At 69.4% G+C, this 14,285-nt stretch carries 14 protein-coding genes; 10 read left to right on the top strand and 4 right to left on the bottom strand.

Annotation, left to right across the window (positions count from 1 at the left end):
- Positions 1 to 40 precede the first annotated feature (40 nt).
- A complete protein-coding gene (locus KF796_11630; GenBank protein ID MBX3587283.1) occupies positions 41 to 2,224 on the top strand; it encodes an enoyl-CoA hydratase/isomerase family protein in 2,184 nt (727 codons plus the stop codon).
- Positions 2,225 to 2,239: 15 nt separating this feature from the next.
- On the opposite strand, the gene KF796_11625 is transcribed toward KF796_11630, so the two are convergent.
- A complete protein-coding gene (locus KF796_11625) occupies positions 2,240 to 3,082 on the bottom strand; it encodes an SMP-30/gluconolactonase/LRE family protein (protein MBX3587282.1) in 843 nt (280 codons plus the stop codon).
- A 17-nt stretch (positions 3,083 to 3,099) separates the two neighbouring features.
- Entirely contained in the window at positions 3,100 to 3,951 is an 852-nt protein-coding gene (locus KF796_11620; protein ID MBX3587281.1) for an AraC family transcriptional regulator, read from the bottom strand.
- Between the two features lie 71 nt (positions 3,952 to 4,022).
- Here KF796_11620 and KF796_11615 point away from each other — a divergent pair, with 71 nt between their 5' ends.
- The 7 genes from KF796_11615 to KF796_11585 are packed head-to-tail and all read left to right on the top strand — an operon-like array spanning position 4,023 to position 9,427.
- Complete coding sequence (locus KF796_11615; GenBank protein MBX3587280.1) at positions 4,023 to 4,913, top strand: GNAT family N-acetyltransferase; 891 nt, start codon at positions 4,023 to 4,025, stop codon at positions 4,911 to 4,913.
- A gap of 40 nt (positions 4,914 to 4,953) precedes the next feature.
- Complete coding sequence (locus KF796_11610) at positions 4,954 to 5,910, top strand: bifunctional helix-turn-helix transcriptional regulator/GNAT family N-acetyltransferase (GenBank protein MBX3587279.1); 957 nt, start codon at positions 4,954 to 4,956, stop codon at positions 5,908 to 5,910.
- Between the two features lie 50 nt (positions 5,911 to 5,960).
- Positions 5,961 to 6,854 carry a DMT family transporter gene (locus KF796_11605; protein MBX3587278.1) on the top strand — a complete coding sequence of 298 codons (894 nt, stop codon included), beginning with the start codon at positions 5,961 to 5,963 and terminating at the stop codon, positions 6,852 to 6,854.
- A 30-nt stretch (positions 6,855 to 6,884) separates the two neighbouring features.
- Positions 6,885 to 7,349, top strand: a complete 465-nt coding sequence (locus KF796_11600) for an effector binding domain-containing protein (GenBank protein MBX3587277.1) — start codon at positions 6,885 to 6,887, stop codon at positions 7,347 to 7,349.
- Between the two features lie 9 nt (positions 7,350 to 7,358).
- A complete protein-coding gene (locus tag KF796_11595; GenBank protein MBX3587276.1) occupies positions 7,359 to 8,213 on the top strand; it encodes an AraC family transcriptional regulator in 855 nt (284 codons plus the stop codon).
- Positions 8,214 to 8,261: 48 nt separating this feature from the next.
- Positions 8,262 to 8,858: a chromate transporter gene (locus KF796_11590; GenBank protein MBX3587275.1), complete on the top strand. Its 597-nt coding sequence runs from the start codon at positions 8,262 to 8,264 to the stop codon at positions 8,856 to 8,858.
- The gene (locus tag KF796_11585; protein ID MBX3587274.1) at positions 8,855 to 9,427 is read left to right on the top strand and encodes a chromate transporter; all 573 of its coding nucleotides are present in this window, start codon (positions 8,855 to 8,857) and stop codon (positions 9,425 to 9,427) included. Before KF796_11590 ends, KF796_11585 begins: the two co-directional genes overlap by 4 nt.
- An 86-nt stretch (positions 9,428 to 9,513) precedes the next feature.
- Here KF796_11585 and KF796_11580 read toward each other — a convergent pair whose 3' ends face one another.
- Positions 9,514 to 10,239 (bottom strand): NAD-dependent deacylase, encoded by a 726-nt coding sequence (locus KF796_11580; protein MBX3587273.1) that lies wholly within the window; start codon positions 10,237 to 10,239, stop codon positions 9,514 to 9,516.
- Positions 10,240 to 10,253: 14 nt separating this feature from the next.
- Positions 10,254 to 11,000, bottom strand: coding sequence for a 23S rRNA (guanosine(2251)-2'-O)-methyltransferase RlmB (gene rlmB / locus KF796_11575; GenBank protein ID MBX3587272.1), 747 nt, complete (start codon positions 10,998 to 11,000; stop codon positions 10,254 to 10,256).
- Between the two features lie 69 nt (positions 11,001 to 11,069).
- Here rlmB and KF796_11570 point away from each other — a divergent pair, with 69 nt between their 5' ends.
- Together KF796_11570 and KF796_11565 are read left to right on the top strand one after the other, a co-directional pair.
- Positions 11,070 to 11,942 carry a DUF3365 domain-containing protein gene (locus KF796_11570; protein MBX3587271.1) on the top strand — a complete coding sequence of 291 codons (873 nt, stop codon included), beginning with the start codon at positions 11,070 to 11,072 and terminating at the stop codon, positions 11,940 to 11,942.
- Between the two features lie 22 nt (positions 11,943 to 11,964).
- Positions 11,965 to 14,208 carry a protein kinase gene (locus KF796_11565; GenBank protein ID MBX3587270.1) on the top strand — a complete coding sequence of 748 codons (2,244 nt, stop codon included), beginning with the start codon at positions 11,965 to 11,967 and terminating at the stop codon, positions 14,206 to 14,208.
- Positions 14,209 to 14,285 lie beyond the last annotated feature (77 nt).

The raw sequence follows: 14,285 nt of genomic DNA, 5'->3' as shown, positions 1-14,285 counted from the left end.
CTTGAATAAGCCCGCATTCGGGCAACCCCTGGAGACATGATTGAAAACCATCCACTACACCCTGACTGACGGCATCGCCACCCTCACCTTCGACGAGCCGGGCTCGCCGGTCAACACCATGTGCGCGCAGTGGCAGCTGGACCTGACCGAGGCCACGGACCGGGTGGTGAAGGACAAGGACGCGATCAAGGGCATCATCCTCGCGTCGAACAAGACCACCTTCTTCGCCGGCGCCGACCTCAAGGGCACGATGCGCCTGCAGGCCAGCGACGCGCACCGCGTGTTCGAGGAGATCGAGCAGACCAAGAAGAACTTCCGCACGCTGGAAACACTGGGCAAGCCCGTGGTGAGCTGCCTCAACGGCACCGCTTTGGGCGGCGGCTGGGAGGTGGCGCTGGTGGGCCACTGCCGCGTGGCGGCCGACAACCCCAGGATCCAGTTTGGCCTGCCCGAGATCACGCTGGGCCTGATCCCCGGCGCCAGCGGCATCACCAAGATGACCCGCCTGCTGGGCCTGATGGGCGCGCAGCCCTACATCCTGGAGAGCAAGCTGTTTGGCCCGCGCGAGGCGCTGGAGCTGGGCCTGGTGCACGAACTGGTGCCCACCGACGGTGACCTGGCCGCCAGGCTGCGCGCCGCCGCGCTGGCCTGGATTGCCAGGCATGCCGATGCGCCCACCCCCGCCCACCACCCCTGGGACGACAAGAACTACAAGATGCCCGGCGGCACGCCGGCCAACCCCAAGATCGCGGGCATGCTCAGCGTGGCTCCCGCCGTGCTCAAGCAGAAGACACGCGGCCTGTACCCCGCGCCCGAGTACGCGCTGGCCGCCATGGTCGAAGGCGCGCAGGTGGACTTTGACACCGCGCTGCGCATCGAGAGCCGCTACCTGGCCAAGCTCATCGTGAGCCCGGTGGCCAAGAACATGATCAACACGTTCTTCTTCAACATGAACGCGATCAAGTCGGGCCAGTCGCGGCCCGGCCCTTCGACAGGCGCAGGACGCATCGAGAAATACAAGCCGCAGAAGGTTGGCGTGCTGGGAGCGGGCATGATGGGCGCGGGCATTGCCTATGTGCAGGCCTCGCGCGGCGTGGCCACGGTGCTCAAGGATGTGACGCACGACAAGGCCGAGCACGGCAAGGCCTACAGCGTCAAGCTGACCCAGCCGCGCGTGGACAAGGGCCGTATGAGCCCGCACGACCAGAAGGCGCTGCTGGACCGCATCACCGCCACGGACAAGGCGGCCGACCTGAAAGGCTGCGACCTGATCATCGAGGCCGTGTTCGAGCAGCGCGAGCTCAAGGCCCGGGTCACGCAAGAGGCCGAGCCGCTGCTGGCCCCGGGCGGCTTCTTTGCCAGCAACACCTCCACCCTGCCGATCAGCGGCCTGGCCAGGGCCAGCGCCCGGCCAGAGAAATTTGTCGGCATCCACTTCTTCAGCCCGGTGGACAAGATGAAGCTGGTGGAGATCATCCGCGGCCAGCAGACCGATGACGAGACCGTGGCCCGGGCCTTTGACTATGTGCAGGGCATCGGCAAGATCCCCATCGTGGTCAACGACTCGCGCGGCTTCTACACCAGCCGCACCTTCGGCACCTTTGTGATGGAAGGCGCGGCCATGCTGGACGAGGGCATTCCGGCCGCGGTGATCGAAAACGCCGGCATCCAGGCCGGCATGCCCGTGGGCCCGCTGGCCGTGCTGGACGAAACCGCGCTGTCGCTCAGCGTGCATGTGCTGGACCAGACGCGCGCCGACTACAACGCCGAAGGCAACACCTACATCGCCAGCCCCGGTGAACTGCTGGTGGAGCGCATGGTCAAGGAACACAACCGCCCGGGCCGCGCGGGCGGCGGCGGCTTCTATGACTACCCTGAAGGGGCGAAGAAAACCCTGTGGCCCGAGCTCAAGACCCTGTTTGAAAAGCCCGGCGCCACCTGGAACCTGCAGGACCTCAAGGACCGCCTGCTGTTCCGCCAGGCCGTGGAAACCGCGCGCTGCCTGAACGAGGGTGTGCTGACCACGGTGCATGACGCCAACATCGGCTCGATCTTCGGCATTGGCTTTCCGGCCTGGACCGGCGGCGCCATGCAGTTCATCTACGGCATGGGCATCGACGCGTTCTTCCACCGCGCCGAGGTGCTGGCCAGCCAGTTTGGCCCGGGCTTTGTGCTGTCGCCCCAGGTGAAAGACGCGGTGCGCAAGCACCAGCCGGTGTACTGAACGCCCGCTGGCAGGCTACCGGAACTGCGCGCCGGGCACCTCGACCGGCACGGTGTAGATCATCCCGCTCAGCGCTTCGCGCGACTGCGCGGGCGTGACCATCACGCGGCCCGTGGCCACGAACAGCGTGCGGCCCTGGGGGCCGCCCAGCGCGCAGGCCACGGCCTGGTCGGGCGTCGGAATGCGGTGGGTCACCTCCCCGCCCTCGCGCACGCGCAGCACTTCGCGGCTCACCGGTGAAGCCAGCCAGATGGCGCCCTGGGCATCGAGGCAGATGCCGTCCGGCCCCACGCCCTTGCCCTGCAGCTGCGCCCAGACGCGGCGGCCGCCCAGGCCGCCGTCGGGGGCCACATCAAAGGCCGTGAGCCGCTGGCCGTAGCTCTCGGCCACGATCAGGGTGCGGCCATCGGGGCTGAACACGCTGCCATTGGGAAAGTGCAAGTCCCGCGCCACCACCTCGGCGCGGCCCTCCGGCGTGACCCGCACCAGCACCGTGGGCGCAAACGGCGCGCGCGCGGGCAGGTCAAAGCCGAAGTTGCCGATGTAGGCGTTGCCCCGCGCGTTGACCACCATGTCGTTGCACGGCGCCGGCACCAGCGCCGACAGGTCGGCCACCTCGCTCAGGCCTTGCGGGTCCAGCCGCAGCAGGCGCCGCTCGAGCATGGACACCACGAGCAGCCGGCCGTCGGGCAGCCAGCCCAGGCCCGAGGGCTGGCCCGGCACCTCGGCAACGGTGTCCAGCTGGCCATCCATCGCGGCGCGGAACACCCGGCCCTGGTAGAAGTCCGAAAACCACAGCGCGCCCTGGTGCCAGCGTGGCGACTCGGGGAAGGCCAGACCGCGGATGAAAGGCTGCAAGCCCGCGGTGGCGCTGCTCACGACCGCGCCTCGCGCATCTGGCGCAGCCAGGCGCCGGGCGTCAGGCCCATGCTGCCCTTGAAGCGCCGGCTGAAATGGCTCTGGTCGGCAAAGCCACAGGCCGCCGCCACCTCCGACAGCGCATCACCGCGCAGCATGGCGGCGCGCGCGTGCTGGATGCGCACCGCGTTCAGGTAAATGTGGGGCGGCACGCCAAAGTGCTGCGCAAAGGCCCGCGTCAGGTGAACGCGCGACAGGCCGGCTTCTCTGGCCAGCCAGTCCACCGTGATGTCCTGGTCGAAATGGGCGCACAGGTAGTCGCGCACCCGCTGCATGCGTGCCGTGCCGGCAGGCTGGGCAGCCCCCGCGGTGCGCCGCTGCTCGCCGTGTCGCTGCAGCAGGCGGGTCAGCGCCAGGCGCGTGAGCTCCTGCGCGCGCAGCGACTCCTGGCGCTGGCCCACGGCCTCGATGGCGCGCGTCAGTACCCGCCCCAGCGCGGGGTCCCGCACCACGGGTTGCGCGAAGTAGCTTGCGGCGTCGGTGCCCGCGGCCTTGTCACGGCAATCCGCCATGACCTGAGGCGACACATACAGCATGGCGTAGCCAAAGCCCTCCTGCGTGCCCCGCTGGCCGTCATGTGCCTCGTCGGGGTTGAACAGGATCACGTCGCCGCGCAGGCTCGCATGCAGGCTGCCGCCGCAATGAAAGGTCTGCACCCCCGAGGCCGTGACGCCGATGGCATAGGTCTCGTGGCTGTGGCGCTCAAAGGCATGGTCGGTGAAATGCGCCTTCATCAGCGTCACGCCCTCGATCGCGCCGGGCTGGAAGCGGACCCAGTCGCGGGTCTCTGGTGAGGGCGGGCTGTGCATGAATCAATCGTACAAGACATGAGGGCGCGGCAACAGCAGACTGGCGGCCTCATCTTTCCCGAACCACAGCCATGCAAGACCCCCTGGACATCGTCCCCGTCAACGACGCGCCCCGGCGCGAGGCCGCCCAGGCGCTGATCGCCGAGTACCTGGACTGGGTGGCGGCCGGCGCCGCCCAACACCATGGCCTGCGCTTTGACGTGGCCGCGATGCAGGCGTCAAGCCTGGCCACGGTGGACGGGCTGTACCTGGTGCGCCAGGCCGGCGCCTGGATCGGGGTGGGCGCCCTGCAGCGCCTGAGCACCACGGCGGCGGAGGTGCAACGCATGTACATCCGCCCGCAGGCCCGCGGGCGGGGCGCCGGCCGGCAACTGCTTGAGCGCCTGCTGGCCGATGCCCGGGCCGCGGGCTACCAGAGCGTGCGGCTGGAAAGCCTGCGGTTCCTCACGGCGGCACACGCGCTGTACCGCCGGGCGGGCTTCCGCGAGGTGGCCGGCTACCCCGACCACAGCATGCAGCACTACCAGCAGGCCAACGATCTGGCGCACTACCAGGCCCATGCCGTGTTCATGGAACTGGCGCTGGCGCTGGCGCTGGCGGGCCCGCAGGTGCAGCCCATTGACCTGGCCGGCAAGCTGGCCGCCTTTGAGGGCCACTGGCAGCCGCGCACCGTGTGCGAGTACAACGGCCACGACGTCATGGTGGTCAAGGTGCAGGGCGACTACCACTGGCATTCGCACCCCGACACCGATGACTTCTTCCTGGTGCTCAAGGGCCGGCTGGAGATTGACCTGCCCGGCGGCGCCACGGTGCGGCTGGCACCCGGGCAGATGTACGTGGTGCCGCGCGGCATCGAGCACCGGCCGCGCGCGCTGGAAGAAGCCCACCTGCTGCTGATCGAGCCGACCGGCACCCCCAACAGCGGCAACGTGGCCACGGCGGCGCCCAGGCGGGTGATCTGACTCTGGCATTTGCTTGACATCGGCAACCAATTGTTTGACGATGTCATTTATGGACCCGACCACCGCCCCCGATGTCGCGCCGGCCCACGTCAAGGCCGTGCGCAGCTTCAACCGCTTCTATACCCAGCGCATCGGCGTGCTGGACCCTTACCTGGGCAGCCAGTTCTCGCTGACCGAGGTGCGCGTGCTGTACGAGCTGGCGCACCGCGACCAGCCCACCGCCACCGAACTCGCGCGCGACCTCACGCTGGACGCGGGCTACCTCAGCCGCATCCTGCGCCGCTTCGAGGCCAGGGGCTGGCTGGCCCGCGTGCCCTCGCCAGCCGATGCACGGCAAAGCCTGCTCCAGCTCACCCAGGCCGGCCATGTCGCCTTTGCGCCGCTGCAGCAGCAGTCACGCGACGAAGCCGCTGCGCTGCTGGCGCCGCTGGCGCCAGCCGATCAGCAGGCCCTGCTGGGCGCCATGGCCACCGTGCAGCGGCTGATCGATCCGGCCAGCGCGCCGTCCCCGCCACTGCGCACCGCCGTGCTGCGCGACCTGCAGCCCGGCGACTTTGGCTGGGTGGTGCAGCAGCATGGCGAGATTTATGCGCGCGAGTACGGCTGGAACCGCGACTTCGAAGGCCTGGTGGCGGGCATTGCGGCCAGCATGATCAAGCACTGGCAGCCCGACTGGGAGCGCGGCTGGGTGGCCGAGATCAACGGCGAACGCGTGGGCTCGGTGTTTGTGGTGCGCAAGAGCAAGACCGTGGCCCAGTTGCGGCTGCTGATCCTCACGGCCCAGGCGCGTGGCCTGGGCCTGGGCGCGCGCCTGACCGACGAATGCCTGGCCTTTGCGCGCAGCAAGGGCTACAAAAAGATGGTGCTCTGGACCAACCGCAACCTCACGGCCGCGCGCGACATTTACACCAAGCGCGGCTTTGTGCTGACCCACAGCGAGCCCTACCACGGCTACGGCCAGGACCTCGTGGGCGAGACCTGGGAGCTGGTGCTCTGAAGCCTCCCGCGCACCTGCCGCTGTGGGCCGCGGCCGCCACCGGCGTGCAGGTGGGCGCGGCGATTGTGGCCTCGCGCCTCGTGGTGGCCGAGGTGCCGCCGCTCACGCTGGCGCTGCTGCGCTACGCCATCGGCCTGGCCTGCCTCCTGCCCGCCGTTTTGTGGCTCTATCGGCCTGGAGTCCAGGCGGGGCGGCCACTATTAGCTACCAAATTCATAGCAACCGACCTGCTCGCCATGGCCGCATTGGGGGCCTGCCAGTTCGGGCTGCTGATTGCGCTGCTCAACTACGGGCTGCAGCACCTGGGCGCGGCGCAGGCGGCGCTGATCTTCAGCCTGTTCCCGCTGCTCACGTTGGCGCTGTCGGCCGCGCTGGGGCGCGAGCAGGCCAGCGCGCGCCTGCTGCTGGGCGTGCTGCTGTCGGTGGCCGGGGTGGCGCTGTCGCTGGCGCCCAAGCTGGCGGCCAGCCGGGCCGGCGAGGGGCCGGGCGGCTGGTGGGGTGAGCTCGCGGTGCTGGCGGCCGCCGCCACGGGCGCGCTGTGCAGCGTGCTGTACCGGCCCTACCTGCGGCGCTATCCCACGGTGCCGGTCTCGGCCTTTGCGATGCTGGCCTCGGTCGTGGTGCTGGCCGCGCTGGCGCTCGCCGAGCACTGGCCCCAGCGCATCCAGCACCTGAGCGCGCAGGCCTGGGCGGTCACGGCATTCATCGGCGTGTCCAGCGGCGTGGGCTATTTCCTGTGGCTGTACGCGCTCAAGCACGAGTCGCCGACGCGGGTCACGGTGTTCCTCGCGCTGAACCCCGTGACGGCCGCGTTGCTGGGCTGGGCCTGGCTGGGCGAGCCGCTGCAGGCCGCGTCGCTGGTGGCGCTGGCGCTCATTGCGGCCGGCCTGTGGCTGGCCACGCGGCCCGCAACTGCGCAAGAATTGTCCGCCGCGCCGCCTTAGATTCATGGCTCCACTCACCCGGGAGCCCCCATGAACATCATCGAGCAGGAACAGGCCCTCACCGTGGTCGGCATCGAACTGCGCACCACCAACGAGGACGCCTTCCAGACCATTCCCGCGCACTGGGCGCGTTTCAGCCAGCAGGCTGTGGCGTCCCGCGTGCCGGGCCGACTGTCGGACGACGTGTACGCGGTCTACACCCATTTCCAGAACGCCGGGCGCAACAACCTGGGCCTGTATTCGCTGGTGATCGGCCCCGCCGTGGCAGCCAGCGCCGCCGTGCCCGAGGGCCTGGTGCGCGTGGTGGTGCCGGCCTCGCGCCGGGCCGTGTTCCCGGTGGCGCCGGGCCGCCCGGACCTGGTGGGCGCGGCCTGGCAGGCGATCTGGCAACGCACCGACCTGCACAAGACCTTCATTGCGGAGTACGAGCATTACCGCGCCGATGGCCAGATCGAGATCCTGGTGGGCCTGCAACCGGCCGGCGCTGCGGAATAATCAGCGCGCATGAACCGTGCACACGACTGGCTGGACTACCAGGAGCGGCTGGCCCGCGTCACGGCCTACATCCACGACCACCTCGCGGGCGAGCTCGACCTGAACCGCCTGGCCGAGGTGGCCCACCTCTCGCCCTACCACTGGCACCGCGTGTACCACGCGCTGTACGGCGAGACCATTGCCGCCACGGTGCGGCGCCTGCGGCTGCACCGCGCCTCGGGCTACCTGGCCAACACCTCGCTGGGCGTGGCGCCGCTGGCGCGGCAGTGCGGCTACCCCAACGTGCAATCGTTCACCCGGGCCTTCCGCGCCGCTTACGGCATGAGCCCGACGCAGTACCGCCGCCAGGGCGGCCATGCGGTGTTCCAGGCGCCCGGGGCCCAGCCCGAGGCGGTGGGCTACGAGGTGGCGTTGCGGCAGGTGCCCGCGGTGCAGTTGGCGGGGCTGGCCCACCGCGGCTCCTACATGCTGGTGGGCAAGGCCTTTGAGGCCGCCCATGCCCGCATGGCGGCGCAGGGGCTGGTGCGGCCCGAGACCCGCTGGATGGCGGTGTATGACGACGACCCGTTCGCCGTGCCCGAATCGCAGCTCAGCTCGCGCGCGGGCCTGTCGCTGCCACCCGGCGCGCAGGCCCGGCAGCCGCTTGAACGGTTTGTGCTTGGCGGCGGCCGCTGCGCGGTGCTGCGGCATCGCGGGCCCTATGCCACCATGCGCGCCGCCTACCAGTGGCTCTACGGCCGCTGGCTGGTGCAGTCAGGCCACGAGGCGGCCAATCTGCCGGTGTTTGAGGAATACCTGAACCACCCGCGCGATACGCCGCCGGCCGAGCTGTTGACCGACATCTTCCTTCCGCTGGCCGGCTAAGACCCGCCACGCGCGCGGCCGCGGCGCGCACGGGATAATCGGCCGGCCATGAGCCCTGTTCCCGCCGACCCGCCCTTGCCCGCGACCGAGTCGCGACCCCAACCCCAATCACTGGCCGACCTGTTCTGGTCCTTCACCTGGCTGGCCCTGCAGGGCTTTGGCGGTGTGCTGGCCGTGGTGCAGCGCGAGCTGGTCGAGAAAAAGCGCTGGATGACGCGCGAGGAGTTCGTCGAGGACTGGGCCGTGGCGCAGATCCTGCCCGGGCCCAACGTGATCAACCTGTCGATGATGATTGGCGACCGCTACTTCGGCCTGCGCGGCGCACTGTCGGCGCTGGCCGGCATGCTCGCGGCGCCGCTGGTGATCGTGCTCGCGCTGGCGCTGGTCTACGCGCACTTTGCCGACAGCCCGCAGGTGGCCGGCGCGCTGCGCGGCATGGGCGCGGTGGCGGCCGGGCTGATCACGGCCACGGGCCTCAAGCTGGTGAGCGCGCTCAAGTCCAACCCCATGGGGCTGCCCACCTGCATCGCGCTGGCGGTGCTGTGCTTTGCGGGCGTGGCGCTGCTGCGGCTACCGCTGGCCTGGGTGCTGCTGGGCCTGGGCGGCCTGGCCTGCGCGCTGACCTGGCGAAAGCTCGCGCCATGAGCCTGACCCTCACGGCCGCGGACTGGCTGAGCCTGCTGCTGCACTTTGCCTCGCTGTCGCTGCTGGCGGTGGGCGGCGCCATCACCGTCGCGCCCGACATGCACCGCTACCTGGTGGAAGAAGCGCACTGGCTGTCGATCCCGCAGTTCAACGCCTCCATCGCCATCGCCCAGGCGGCCCCCGGGCCCAATGTGCTGTTTGTGGCGCTGATGGGCTGGAACGTGGGCCTGAACGCCGGCGGCCTGCCCATGGCAGCGCTGGGCATGGGCCTGACCATGCTGGGCATCATGCTGCCCAGCACCACCCTGACCTACCTGGCCGCGCGCTGGGGCCACCGCAACCGCGAGCTGCGCGCGGTGCGGGCCTTCAAGCAGGGCATGGCGCCCATCGTGATCGCCTTGCTGATCGCCACCGGCTGGCTGCTGGCCACGGGCGGCAACTATGCACTGAGCCGCTGGCCGATCTGGTTGGTGGCCGTGATCACGGCCATCATCGTGTGGCGCACACGGCTGCACCTGCTGTGGCTGCTGGGCGCCGGGGCGCTGCTGGGGGCGCTGGGCTGGATCTGACAGGCGCCGGGCCGGCTTTCAAGCCCCCTCCAAGCCCTCTTTCAAGCCTTTTGGGCCTGGAGTCCAGGCCTGGCGGCCATGACCTGCTACAGATCTGATAGCAATTGCGGCAGTACGCGGGCCGCCGGGCCGCGCAGCACGGCATGGGCCTCGTCATCCAGCCCGCTGGGCGCGGTGTTGACCACCACCACCCGGGCCCCGGCGTCGCGGGCGATGCGGGCCAGGCCCGCGGCCGGATAGACCGCGCCCGAGGTGCCCACCACCAGCATCAGCGCGCACTGGCGGGCGGCCTGCTGGGCAGCGCCCAGTGCCTGCGGCGGCAGCATTTCGCCAAACCACACCACGGCGGGCCGGCGCAGGTTGCCGCAGCGCACGCACCGCGGTGGCGAGCCCTTGTGGGCCAGCTCCGGGTCACAGCACGGCTGGGGCGGGTCCAGCCAGCGGTCCTCGGCCAGCTGCCCATGCAGGGCCAGCACGCCGGTGCTGCCGGCCCGCTGGTGCAGGCCGTCCACGTTCTGGGTGATCAGCGTCAGGCGGCCGGAGTGCCGCTGCTGGAAATCAGCCAGGGCCTGGTGACCGGCATTGGGCAGGGCCTGGGCCACGCGCTCGCGGCGCTGCGCGTACCAGTCCCAGACCCGCTCGGGGTGCGCGCGAAAAGCCTCTTCGGTGGCCAGTTCCTCGGGCCGCAAGCGCGCCCACAGGCCGGTTTGGGCGTCACGGAAGGTGGGAACGCCTGACTCGGCGCTGATCCCCGCACCGGTCAGCACGGCCAGGTGGGGGGCAGCCGCGGCCCAGCCGCGTGCCAGGGCCAGTGCGTCGTCCGGGCTCACACCCCCCGGCCCACCCGCTGGCGCAACGCCTCGTAGAGGCAGACCCCGCTGGCCACCGACACATTGAGGCTTTCCACCGCGCCCTGCATGGGGATGCTGGCCAGTTCGTCGCAGGTCTTGCGCGTGAGCTGGCGCATGCCGGCGCCCTCGGCGCCCAGCACCAGGGCCACGGGCCCGGTGAAATCCATCTGGAACAGGGTTTTGGGCGCGTCGTCGCTGGTGCCTATGCACCAGATGTTGCGCTCCTTGAGCTCGCCCAGGGTGCGCGCCAGGTTGGTCACCATGAAGTACGGCACCGTCTCCGACGCCCCGCTGGACACCTTGGCGACCGTCGCATTGATGCCCGCGGCATGGTCCTTGGGGGCAATCACCGCGTGCGCGCCGGCGCCGTCGGCCACGCGCAGGCAGGCGCCCAGGTTGTGCGGATCGGTCACGCCATCGAGCACCAGCAGCAGAGGCGGCCCCTCGATGCCGTCCAGCAGGTCATCGAGTGAATGGGCCTGCGGCATCGGCTCCACCCGCGCGGCCACGCCCTGGTGGCCATGGCTGCCCGCCAGTTTGGCCAGCCGCAGGCCGTCGGCCTCGATCAGCCGGACCTGGGCTTCGCCCACACGCTCCAGAAACTGGCGCATGCGTGCATCCTTTCGCGAGGGATCGACGTATATCTCGATGATGGACCGGGGCGCGGTCTTGAGCCGGACACCCACGGCGTGGAATCCGAACAGAACTTTAGGGGAAGACATCACAGGATTATCCCGTGCCCGCCCCCGGCCCCACCGTATAAAATAGTCCTCATAACAAGGAGAAGAAGCATGGGCCTGCGCCTCAAATTCAATCTGGTACTCGTTGTGGTGTTCCTGGCCGGTTTTGGCGCTGCCGGGTTCATATCGCGCCAATTGCTCCAGGACAATGCCCGCGACGAGGTGGTGCGCAACGCCCGCCTCATGATGGAAGCCGCGATCTCCGTGCGCACCTACACCATCACGCAGATCCAGCCGCACCTGATCAAGCAGCTTGAAGAAGTCTTCCTGCCGCAGACCGTGCCGGCCTACGCCGCGACCGAGGCCGTCAACCAGCTCCAGAAAAAATACCCCGACTACGGCTACAAGGAAGCCACGCTCAACCCCACCAACCCGCGCGACCGCGCGGCCGACTGGGAGGCTGACCTCGTGCAGCAGTTCCGCCAGCACGCCGACCTCAAGGAAATCGTGGCCGAGCGCCAGTCATCCACGGGCCGCAGCCTGTTCATCGCCAAGCCCATCCAGATCGGCAACCCGGCCTGCCTGCAGTGCCACAGCACGGCTGACGCCGCGCCGCCCACCATGATCAAGATCTACGGCGAGGCCAACGGCTTTGGCTGGAAGCACAACGAGATCGTCGGCGCCCAGGTGGTCACGGTGCCCATGGCCATCCCGATCCACAATGCCGACCGCGCCTTCACCACCTTCATGGCCTCGCTGGCCGGGGTGTTCGTCGTGGTTTTCGTGGTGCTCAACCTGATGCTGAGCTGGCTCATCATCCGGCCGATCCGCAAGATGTCGCAGTCGGCCGACAAGGTCAGCACCGGCGACTTCAACGAACCCGAAGTGGCCGAAAAGGGCAGCGACGAGGTCGCCGTGCTGGGCAGTTCGTTCAACCGCATGCGGCGAAGCCTTGAAAAAGCCATGCAGATGATCGACCAGTAAGCCTGTCCACACGCAGTACCCGATGACAGCGGCCCACGGTTCCCCTCCCCCGCCGCCATCGGCGTCGGGCGACACCGCCTGCCTGCCGGGCGGCTACAAGCTGCTTGAATACCAGATCGAGCGCGCGCTGGGTGTGGGTGGCTTCGGCATCACCTACCTGGCCCGCGACATCAACCTGAACCTGCCGGTGGCCATCAAGGAGTATTTCCCCGGCGACTCGGTGACCCGCGTCGCCAACCACCAGGTGCAGGTGCGCGGCACGGCGCAGGAAACCATCGACCAGTACAACTGGGGCCTGGAGCGCTTCCTGGACGAAGCGCGGGCGCTGGCCACCTTCCGCCACCCCAACATCGTGCGGGTGCTGCGCTACTTCCGCGAGAACAGCACGGCCTACATCGTCATGGAGTACGAGTCGGGCGACCCGCTCAAGCGCTGGGTGCCGCAGAACGCACCGCTGACGCAGCGGGCCCTGCTCTCCATCATCTACCCGCTGCTGGACGGCCTGGCCGCCGTGCACAAGACCGGCTTCCTGCACCGCGACATCAAGCCCGACAACATCTATGTGCGGGCCGACGGCACCCCGGTGCTGCTGGACTTCGGCGCGGCGCGCCGGGTCACTGCCAACCAGGACATGACCAACATCGTGAGCCCGGGTTTCGCGCCGTTCGAGCAATACCACTCCCAGGGCAACCAGGGACCGTGGACCGATATTTATTCTCTGGGCGCCGTGATGTACTGGATGACCACGGGCAAGAAGCCCCTGGAGTCGGCCTCGCGCGTCAAGACCGACAGCATGCTGCCGGCCTCCAGCCTGGCCGAGGCCAGCGTGTTTGGCGCCTCGCTGCTCGATGCCATCGACTGGGCCATCAACCCCGACGAGAGCCGCCGGCCCCAGAACGTGGCCGAATTCCGCGCCGCCATCCAGGGCTCGGAACAGCCCGACGCACCCGCGCTGGATTTCGATCTCGACGCCAGACGCCCCGGCCTGCCCGCGGGCGGCTATGCCGCGCCCGCCACGACCGGATCGGCCGGTTCGACCGGCTCAGGCAGCGCACCCGGCGGCCTGGCAGCCTTTCAGCGCAAGAACCTGCTGTGCACCATCATGTTCCTGGACCTGATCGGCTACTCGATCCGGTCGGTGGACGACCAGGTCGCACTCAAGAAGCTGTTCAACGAGCTGATCGGCAAGGCGCTCAAGGGCGTGCCCGAAGACACCCGCATCGCCATCGACACCGGTGACGGCGCCGCGATCTGCTTCATGGGCGACCCCGAGGAAGCCCTGCACTCGGCGCTGCTGCTGCGCGACCTGCTGGGCCAGCGCTACGGCAGCCACCTGTCGGTGCGCGTCGGCCTGCACATGGGCCCGGTGCGCGTGATTGCCGACATCAACGAGCGCGTCAACGTGGTGGGCGATGGCATCAACGTGGCGCAGCGCATCATGGATTTCGCCGACGCCAACCAGGTCCTGGTGTCCCGCGCCTACTACGACGTGATCTCGCGCATCACCGACGACACCGCCGAGATGTTCGAGTACCTGGGCCAATACAGCGACAAGCACGCGCGCCTGCACGAGGTCTATTGCGTGGCCAACGGCCCGCGCGGCAGCACCCGTCGCGAAGGCCCGGCCACCGGCTACACGCAGACCATGCCGGTGATCTCGGGGCAGGTGCTTGACGCGGCCCAGGTGGCCGAGGTCGAGGCCGACCTGACCCGCCTGATCGGCCCGCTGTCCAGGGTGCTGGTGCGCAAGGCCCTGCCCCTGGCACGCAGCATTCCCGAGCTGCGCGAGGCGCTGGCGCCGTCGATCCAGGAAGAACGCTCGCGCGATGCCTTCATCTACGGCACCCTCACCCACAGCCAGAGCCACCCGGGCCACAGCCGGCCCGCCTCGCAGCCGCCGTCGAGCCGGCCCATGCCCCTGAGCCAGCCGCTGTCGCGCAGTGGCAGCCGGCCCTCGCGGCCCATGCCGCTGAGCCAGCCTGCGTCGTCGCGGCTCGAGCCGACCCGGCGCACACCGTCCCGGCCCGAGCCGTCCCTGCCGCTGCATTCCACGCGGCAAATGGACATTCCGCCCGAGGAGCTGGCCATCATCGAGCACACGCTGAGCAAGTTCATCGGGCCCATGGCCAAGATGCTGATCCGCAAGGAAGCATCGCGGGCCACCACCTTCAAGGAATTTGTCATGGCCGTCGCCGCCAACATCGACCACGTGCAGCAACGCGAGGTGTTTCTCCAGGCGATCAAGCGGGCCCTGCCCCAGCGCTGAGGCGCCGGCCGGTCAGACGCCGCCGGGCCGCCCCAGGGCGGCTGAAGCCCCTCGGGGGGGCAGCGCAGCACACGCTG

Origin of the sequence: Ramlibacter sp. (genome assembly GCA_019635435.1) — a bacterium.
Classification (GTDB): Bacteria; Pseudomonadota; Gammaproteobacteria; order Burkholderiales; family Burkholderiaceae_C; genus JAHBZM01.
The sequence above is the reverse complement of the archived record's forward strand: the minus strand, read 5'-3'. Positions and strand labels throughout refer to the sequence as shown.